Origin of the sequence: Vagococcus fluvialis bH819, from assembly GCF_900163795.1 — a bacterium.
Lineage (GTDB): Bacteria > Bacillota > Bacilli > Lactobacillales > Vagococcaceae > Vagococcus > Vagococcus fluvialis_A.
The window spans coordinates 72,670-78,747 of sequence record NZ_FWFD01000005.1; the positions used below are offsets into that span (position 1 = coordinate 72,670).

Consider the following 6,078-nt stretch of genomic DNA (forward strand, 5'->3'; position numbering starts at 1 on the left):
AGTGGTAATCTCAAATTACTAATAAAAAGTAAGGGTGTTAGCTATGAAAAAAATAGAACTTGGAGAAATATCATTAAATGTAAAAGATTTAAACCGTCAAAAAGAATTTTATCAAAACACAATTGGACTCTATACAATAGAAGAAAATGAAATAAAAGTAGACTTAGGAATTCAAGGAGTAAATGAGATTTTAGTTTCGCTAGTTAAAGTAGAAAATGAAATACCACAAGAAAAAATGACTGGTTTATATCACTTAGCATTGTTATTACCGACAAGAAAAGCGTTGGGTGGTATTTTGCGCCATTTAATAGAAATAAAAGCGCCTTTAATTGGTGCATCAGATCACGGTTATAGTGAGGCACTGTATTTACAAGATCCAGAAGGAAATGGCATTGAAATTTACCGAGATAAAGAAAAAAGTCAGTGGGATGTTAAAAATGATGGTCAGATAAAAGGTGTCACTCTTGAAATGGATGCCGAAGGTGTATTAGCTGAAGGTTATGAAACGTTGGCTAGGATGCCAGAGGGAACTAAGATGGGGCATGTTCATTTAAGTGTTGCTGATTTTGAAGCCAATGAACGTTTTTATCGTGATCTTCTAGGGTTTAATCTAACAGATGATTTAGGCGGCCATGCAAGATTTTTTGCTATGGATGGCTATCACCATCATATTGGAACCAATAATTGGTTAGGTTCTAATTTGAAAAAAAATCATGAAGGAATTCTGGGAATTAATTATTACAAAATTTATTGGGAAAAAACAACTGATTTTGAAGACTTAAAGAAAAGAATCGTCACGTCTGGATATGATATTTTAAATGAATCTTCTGACTCTTTTGATGTAATTGATCCAAACGGTATTCTTATAAAAATGATTCATAAATAAAAGAAAAGTGCGGATCAAAAGTTATTTTACTTAGAGTAAAACGCTTTTGGTTCACACTTTCTTTTTAAATAATTATTTTTTTAAAGCTTCTTGAGCTAAAAGGTTCAAATAGTTCCAAGGACGATCGAAATGAGGTTGGAAGAAGAAGTCTGTTAGAGCTAAATCTTCTACGGTCATATTGTTTTGAATCGCAAGTGATAACGTATTAGCAGATTGTGTAATGTCGTATTTAGACATAAGTTGCGCACCAAGAATACGTTTTGTTTGTTTTTCAAAAACAAGTTGCATCATCACATTTTCAGTCGTTGGCATGAATTCTGGACGATAGTTATCTTCAAGATAAGCAAAATCAGCATCAATTCCTGCTTGTTTTGCTGATTCAATGGTCATACCAGTTGACCCGATTTTCCAACCAAAGAGGTAAAGACCAGAAGTTCCTTGAGTTCCGCGGTAAGCTAACTTATCTTCTTTAATATTAGCGCCGACTAACATACCTTGTCTCACAGCATTTGTTGCTAATGGAATATAGCTTGGTTGTTGAGTTGGGTTGTAATGAACCACCGCACTGTCACCAGCAGCAAAAATATCTGGATTACTTGTTTTCATGAATTTATCAACAACGATTGCACCATTAGGTAACATATCTACTTTGTCTTTTAAAAGATCTGTTGTCGGCATAAATCCAACACACATAATAACCATGTCAGCGTCAAACGATTGACTAGGTGTATGAACTTTACTTACTTTACCAGTTTCATCAGTATCAAATGATTGAACATTTTCACCTAAAGCAATATTAACACCACGTTCTTTAAGTTCAGATTCTAATGTGTCTGTAAAAGGTTTATCTAAATATTTGTTTAAAATACGGTCTAAACCATCAATTAAAGTGACTTCTTTACCAGATTCTACAAAGGCTTCAACTAATTCAATCCCAATATAACCGCCACCGACAACAACGATTTTCTTCGCATCATCTGCTTTAGCAATAATTTCATTGGCTTGATTAAAGTTTTTACATAATAAAATATTATCAGATTGAATACCAGGAATTGGTGGAACAATCGGCCAAGAACCAGTTGTCATAACTAATTTATCATAATTAGCTGTTTCGAATTCTCCGGTGTGCAAGTTTTTAGCGGTAACTGATTTACCATCAGTGTCAATGGATGTCACGCTGTGTTCCATTTTAACCACTGCACCTAGAGAAGCTAGTTCTTCAGGATTTGAATAGAATAAGTCTTGAGCGTTTTTAACAACGCCGCCAACATAAAGGGCAATTCCACAAGATAAGAAAGAAATGTTATTATTTCTTTCATAAACAAGGACCTCAGCCTCAGGATTATTTGTTAATATATTTTTTACTGCCGCTGTTCCGGCATGGGTACAACCAATAACTACAATTTTCATTATTAGTTAGTCCTTTCAAATTAAATTTGTCACATAAAAGAGTGCTTTTGTGACCTGAATTGAATATAGCAAAGAAGAAAGTAAAATTCGATTTATATGCTTGTGATAGAAAAAAATAAAAAGGTACCTTTTTGAACGAAGAAAAGATTATTGTGAAATAAAAAACCAATAAAAATAACGAATAGGTGATGCTGTTCACAATGTAGTGTTTTATAATGTTTTGTGAAACGAAAATAAAGAGCCATTATTTTTTATCAATCAATCAGAATAGTTCCGATTAAATCTGAAAAACTAGATGTAATTAGAGAAGAATAAGCAACAAATAATGGGAATTTATAAACTATTTTTAGTATTTATGAAAATGCTTTAATTTTTGGTCTAGATAATGTTAGAATGTCTTTGCATACTAAATAAAAATAATGACTTAAGTAAGGGGTTAAGCTAATGATAAAATTTCCAGATAACTTTTTGTGGGGAGCTGCAGCATCTGCACCTCAAACAGAAGGACACGCACTATTAAATGGTAAAAGTCACACAACATGGGATAGGTGGATTGAACTAAATCCAGAAAAATTCAACGCGGGTCAAGGACCTAAAGACACGTCAAATGTTTATGAATTATATGAAGCCGATATCAAGCGTATGGTAGAGATTGGCATGAATTCATACCGTACCTCAATTTCTTGGGCACGTTTACTGCCAGATGGCAAAACATTAAACAAAGAAGCCGTTGCTTTTTATCGTGATTACTTTGAAAAGATGAATCAAGCAGGGATTAAACCGATTATCAATTTATTCCACTTTGATATGCCGTGGTGGTTAATGGAAAAAGGTGGCTGGGAAACACGTGAATCTGTCGATGCCTTTGCTTTTTATGCAAAAACTGCCTTTGAAGAATTTGGTGATTTAGTGGATGAATGGGCAACCTTTAACGAACCCTTAGTTCATATTGAATGCGGTTACCTTTACGGGTTCCACTATCCAGCAATTGTTGATTTTAAGAAGGCGATTCAAGTTGGTTATCATACCTTAATGGCTCACTTTTTAGCGGTTAAAGCGTACCGAGAAACAAAACAAAAAGGGCGTATTGGTATTATTTTAAATGTCACACCAACTTACGCGAGAAGTGAAGAAGCGATAGATCAAAAAGCCAAACAAAATGCGGATTTACTAATTATCAAAAGTTTCTTAGATCCATGTGTATTAGGAACGATTCCTACTGAATTAGTTGATTTAGTGAATGAACACAAATTAACACCTATCACTAAAACGGGAGATAAAGAAATTATTAAAGATTATCCAGTTGATTTTATTGGAATTAACTACTACCAACCGATGCGGGTGCAAGCACCAGAAAATCCACGCACGCCAGCTGTGACAACGAGTGATTTATTTGCGCCATATGACTGGCCGGAAAAACGCATGAATCCATATCGTGGTTGGGAGATCTACCCAGAAGCCTTATATGATGTGTCTCTTATGATGAAAAATGATTATAACAATATTCCGTGGTATGTCTCTGAAAACGGCATGGGTGTAGCTGAGGAAGAGCGCTTCATGAATGATAAAGGTATAATTGAAGATGACTACCGTATTGAGTTTATGGAAGATCATTTAGAGCAATTACATAAAGGAATCGAAGCAGGTAGTAACTGTTTTGGTTATCACACTTGGACGTTTGTAGATTGTTGGTCATGGTTAAATGGCTACCGAAATCGTTATGGATTCTACCGTGTCGATTTAGAAAATAATTTGGAAAGAACTCTTAAGAAAAGCGGCTTATGGTATAAAGAATTAAGTCAAAATAATGGCTTTGAAATAGGAGAAAGATAATGGGATTAGTTGTTTTTGATATTGGTGGCTCAGCTGTCAAACATGGTTTTTGGCAAGATGAAACTTTGTCAGAACAAGCTCAATTTAAAACGCCAAAAACACTAGTAGAGATGAAAGGACAAATGCTTGAAGTCATTGAAGCGCATAGAACCAAAGGGGTAGAAGGTATTGGAATCAGCTCTCCCGGTGCGGTAAATGTCAACGAACGTCGGATTGACGGTATTAGTGCTGTTCCGTATTTACATCATTTTCCAATTTTTGATGAACTTGAAAGTTATTTTGGCTTGCCAGTTACCATTGAAAATGACGCCAATTGCGCAGGAATTTCCGAAATTGAGTTAGGTGCTGGAAAAGAAGCAACGAATGCAGTTTTTATCGTTCTTGGTACAGGCGTCGGTGGTTCGATTTTTATTAATCGTCAAATTTATAAAGGTTCTCATTTATTTGGTGGCGAGCTTGGTTTACTTGTTAGTGATCAAAAGACAACTTTAAGCAGTGTGGGAACGATTGTAAAAGTGGCTAAAAAATACAAGGAATTAACAGGCAAAGAGGTTACCGGTAAAGATATTTTTGAGTTAGTTGAGAACAAAGATGAACTAGCGATTAAGCTTTTAGATGAAATGTACTGGGCAATTGCTCATGCTTTATACAATGTTCAAGTTTCAATGGATCCAGAGCTAGTGATTATTGGTGGTGGTGTATCGGCAAGAGAAGAGTTACCAACTGAGATTGGTAAAAGACTTCAAGAATTGTTGGAAAAACATCTTGTGCCAGAAATCATGCCAGAAATTAAGAGATGTCATTATTTAAATGATGCAAACTTAGTCGGGGCAGCGATGAATTTTATTAATATGAATAAATAATGAAAGGGAAGTGTGATATTTTTGTCATGCTTCCTTATTTTTTGATTGAGCCACTTCATAATATTGAATTAAATCATTTGGTGAAATATCGTAAAGCATACTTAATCGCAGTAAATTTTCAAGACTTGGATAGGTTCGGTTAGTTTCCCATTTTGAAATGGACTGTCTGGAAATATTTAAATGATTAGAAACATCTGTTTGAGATAAATTTTTCTTAAGCCTGCTATTTTTCAATTGTTCTCCTAAACTCATATTAAATACCCACCTTTACTATTTTATAAACTATATCGACTTGTTTTTTCAGTTATTAATAGATTGGATAAATTATTTAGAATGTAACCTAAAAGGTGCTAGGTAATTAGTTTATTTTATGGAATAATTGAAGTATCTAACTGAAAGAGGTGGAAGGTATTGTCTTTTTTTACATTTAGTATTGAAGGTGAGAAAATGCCTAGTTTAGGTGAATGTGATATGGATGATGAGTTGTATGATTATATTTATTTGTCATTTGATACAATAGAATCTGTTTGGGTCGATGGGATTAAACGGAATGGTTTTGACTACTGTGGCGTTTCAACTGTGGAAAAAGATATCAAGAAATTAATAGATATTTTATTGAATTGGCAAAAGTCATTTGAATTATTACCTAACACTATTGATATATCAACAAGTATTAATCCACAAACAGGTGAAGCAATACCATGTATTTATCAAAAGAAAGATATTATAAATCAGTTGACTCAGGTTGTTTCCATCTGTCAAAAGGCGATTGAGATGAATAAGAGAGTGGTTGTTTTTGGGTTGTAGTATAGAAGATATCATTAAATAAAAAGGCGCTTAGCTCCAGTTTCTTGGAGCTAAGCGCCTTTTTGATCACTCTGTTTAGTTCGGATAAAAAAATCTGCTCCTTCGGTAACTTCAGGACTATCAATCAATCCGAAAAGCATGGATTGTTTGATAGTCCTTCCAGTTACTCAGAGCAAAACGATTTTTTTATCACTCTATGTAGTCTGGATTCAAAAGGCAGCTCTTGCGGCAACTTCGCAAATACTAATCAATCCGAAAAGCGTGGATTGTTTAGTATTC

At 34.3% G+C, this 6,078-nt stretch carries 6 protein-coding genes; 4 read left to right on the forward strand and 2 right to left on the reverse strand.

Annotated elements, in window-relative coordinates; all coding sequences use genetic code 11:
• The first annotated feature begins 43 nt into the window (after positions 1–43).
• Complete coding sequence (locus FM121_RS02575) at positions 44–886, forward strand: VOC family protein (RefSeq protein ID WP_086950593.1); 843 nt, start codon at positions 44–46, stop codon at positions 884–886.
• Positions 887–958: 72 nt separating this feature from the next.
• On the opposite strand, the gene FM121_RS02580 is transcribed toward FM121_RS02575, so the two are convergent.
• The gene (locus FM121_RS02580; protein ID WP_086950594.1) at positions 959–2,296 is read right to left on the reverse strand and encodes an FAD-dependent oxidoreductase; all 1,338 of its coding nucleotides are present in this window, start codon (positions 2,294–2,296) and stop codon (positions 959–961) included.
• Positions 2,297–2,740: 444 nt separating this feature from the next.
• Here FM121_RS02580 and FM121_RS02585 point away from each other — a divergent pair, with 444 nt between their 5' ends.
• A complete protein-coding gene (locus FM121_RS02585; protein ID WP_086950595.1) occupies positions 2,741–4,129 on the forward strand; it encodes a glycoside hydrolase family 1 protein in 1,389 nt (462 codons plus the stop codon).
• The gene (locus tag FM121_RS02590; protein ID WP_086950596.1) at positions 4,129–4,992 is read left to right on the forward strand and encodes an ROK family protein; all 864 of its coding nucleotides are present in this window, start codon (positions 4,129–4,131) and stop codon (positions 4,990–4,992) included. The genes FM121_RS02585 and FM121_RS02590 overlap by 1 nt, the downstream gene beginning before the upstream one ends.
• Before the next feature lie 24 nt (positions 4,993–5,016).
• Here FM121_RS02590 and FM121_RS02595 read toward each other — a convergent pair whose 3' ends face one another.
• Positions 5,017–5,244: a helix-turn-helix domain-containing protein gene (locus FM121_RS02595; protein ID WP_086950597.1), complete on the reverse strand. Its 228-nt coding sequence runs from the start codon at positions 5,242–5,244 to the stop codon at positions 5,017–5,019.
• Between the two features lie 159 nt (positions 5,245–5,403).
• Here FM121_RS02595 and FM121_RS02600 point away from each other — a divergent pair, with 159 nt between their 5' ends.
• The gene (locus FM121_RS02600) at positions 5,404–5,799 is read left to right on the forward strand and encodes a hypothetical protein (RefSeq protein WP_086950598.1); all 396 of its coding nucleotides are present in this window, start codon (positions 5,404–5,406) and stop codon (positions 5,797–5,799) included.
• Positions 5,800–6,078: the final 279 nt, after the last annotated feature.